This window comes from Mesorhizobium tamadayense (genome assembly GCF_003863365.1).
Taxonomy (GTDB): domain Bacteria; phylum Pseudomonadota; class Alphaproteobacteria; order Rhizobiales; family Rhizobiaceae; genus Mesorhizobium; species Mesorhizobium tamadayense.
Genome location: NZ_RQXT01000130.1, coordinates 1 through 2,396 on the forward strand (window position 1 = coordinate 1; position 2,396 = coordinate 2,396).

Genomic DNA, 2,396 nt, shown 5'->3' on the forward strand with positions numbered 1-2,396 from the left:
TGAAGGCCGCGACCCGGCCGGCATCACCACGCAGGACCCCGAGCTGATGAAGCGGGTCGACCCGATCGCCGCCGGGCGGCGGCTCGCCAACTACCTCAAGGTGATGACGCTGGAGGCACAGACGATCGCCCGCGCCTGCGGCAAGAACAGCCTGCACAATCTCGAGCCCGAGGATCTCGTCGCGCTCAGCATCGAGGCGGCCGCCATGGCCGGCGTGCCACTTGCCGGCACCAACTGGATACCGGGGAAGGGAGGTTTCTGAGGGGCAATTGGCCGTCCCAGGAGAACGAAACGTCAACGGGGCGCAAGAGAAAAGAAAATCGTCTCGCGCCGTACAGGGGAATAGCAATGAACAAGATGGTCGATACGAATGTAGACGCTCGGACAAGCGATCTACGGGAATTCGCTGCGGCGCGGGGGGTCAAATATTTCATGATCTCCTACACCGATCTGTTCGGTGGGCAGCGCGCCAAGCTGGTGCCTGCACAGGCGATTGCCGATATGCAGAAGGACGGTGCCGGTTTTGCCGGCTTCGCGACATGGCTGGACCTGACGCCAGCCCATCCGGACATGCTGGCGGTGCCGGACGCGTCCTCGGTCATTCAGCTGCCGTGGAAGCCGGACGTCGCCTGGCTTGCTTCCGACTGCCTCATGGAAGGTAAAAGCGTCGCCCAAGCGCCGCGCAACACACTGAAGCGGCTGGTCGCCGAGGCCGCGGAACTTGGGATGTCGGTCAAGACCGGGGTGGAGCCGGAATTCTTCCTTGTCACCCCGGACGGCAAGCACATTTCAGACGAATACGATACAGCGTCAAAATCCTGCTATGACCAGCAGGCGGTGATGCGCCGCTACGACGTCATAGCGGAAATATGCGACGCCATGCTGTCGCTCGGGTGGGGCCCGTACCAGAACGACCACGAGGACGCCAACGGCCAGTTCGAGATGAACTGGGCCTTCGATAACGTGCTGGCGACGGCCGACAAGCATTCCTTCTTCAAGTTCATGGTGCGCTCGATCGCCGAGAAGCACGGCCTGCGCGCGACCTTCATGCCCAAGCCCTTCCAGGGCCTCACCGGCAATGGCTGTCACGCACACATTTCTGTGTGGGATCTGGCAGGCCAGACCAACGCGTTCGCTGACAAAAGCATGGCCCTGGGCCTGTCCGAACAAGGCCGACACTTCCTTGGCGGCATCATGAAGCATGCTTCCGCGCTTGCCGCGATCACCAATCCGACGGTCAATTCCTACAAGCGCATCAACGCGCCGCGCACCATTTCGGGCGCGACCTGGGCGCCGAACACGGTCACCTGGACCGGCAACAACCGTACCCACATGGTGCGTGTGCCGGGACCCGGGCGTTTCGAGCTGCGCCTGCCGGACGGCGCGGCCAATCCCTATCTGCTGCAGGCCGTCATCATCGCCGCCGGCCTCGACGGCATTCGCTCGAAGGCAGATCCGGGGCCGCGCAGCGATGTCGATATGTACAAGGAGGGTCATACCATTAATCACGGTGCCAAGTTGCCGCTTAATCTGCTTGATGCTCTGCGCGCCTACGACAAGGACAAGTCGTTGAAAGCAGCGATGGGTGAAGAGTTCTCGTCGGCCTATCTCAAGCTCAAGCAACAGGAATGGAATTCCTTCGTGTCGCACTTCACGCAATGGGAGCGCGACAACACATTGGATGTGTGAGTCCCTCCCGGCCCTCAAGAGACGTTCCAAGATGCGGCGCCGTTTGGCGCCGCATCGCGTTGGATACCACTCCAGCTCTCGCGAGTGGACACGCGGAATTTAGGTATTTAGCCAGGGCAATGCACAGCCAACTGTCCACGACGGAAACCTGTCTCCCATCCACATCCGCGATCCGGAGGTCCATGCACCTTGAAATGCTGAGGACGCGCCCACGCTTCAAGGAAACTCGGCCTGCAGTCCACTTTGGACGTCCGAAATAGATCGCTGAGGGCCTGCTGTATCTTTGCGGCAATCGCCTCGCAGGGAGATCCTCTACAGGACCCCGGGTGGTCTTCTGTCAACCGGTGGACCTCGGCGAGACTACCAAGGAACCCTCAGCCTGGCGTCTTCCCCTTGGGAGTTTCAATCGCCCCAGTTCATCTGCGCTATCGACATCGCTCGTACACTTGATGCCGATCACAGCCAAGGCGACCCTGTTCATCTCTCACGCCACGACTGTCGAGCAGCTCAAATTCCGTCGTTCTGTCCCCGCCAGGAAAGAGGCACTGCGGAACACAATTCGTCGGCGCCTCAGAAGTTGAAAGGGCGCCGCGACCGCGCGGCGCCCTTTTTGTCATTCCGGCCCGAACAAGGTTTAGAACAAGCCCTCGATCTGACCCTGCTCGTTGAGGAAGATCTTTTCCGAGGATGGCGCCTTGGGCAGGCCG

The 2,396-nt window shown here is 61.0% G+C and carries 2 protein-coding genes; both read left to right on the plus strand.

Annotation, left to right across the window (positions count from 1 at the left end; translation table 11 throughout):
- Positions 1 to 262 (plus strand): glutamate synthase-related protein (locus EH240_RS36700; RefSeq protein ID WP_245436704.1); only part of this gene is annotated, 262 nt, incomplete at its 5' end.
- A gap of 95 nt (positions 263 to 357) precedes the next feature.
- The gene (gene glnT / locus EH240_RS36705; protein ID WP_125007208.1) at positions 358 to 1,689 is read left to right on the plus strand and encodes a type III glutamate--ammonia ligase; all 1,332 of its coding nucleotides are present in this window, start codon (positions 358 to 360) and stop codon (positions 1,687 to 1,689) included.
- The last annotated feature ends 707 nt before the right edge of the window (positions 1,690 to 2,396 follow it).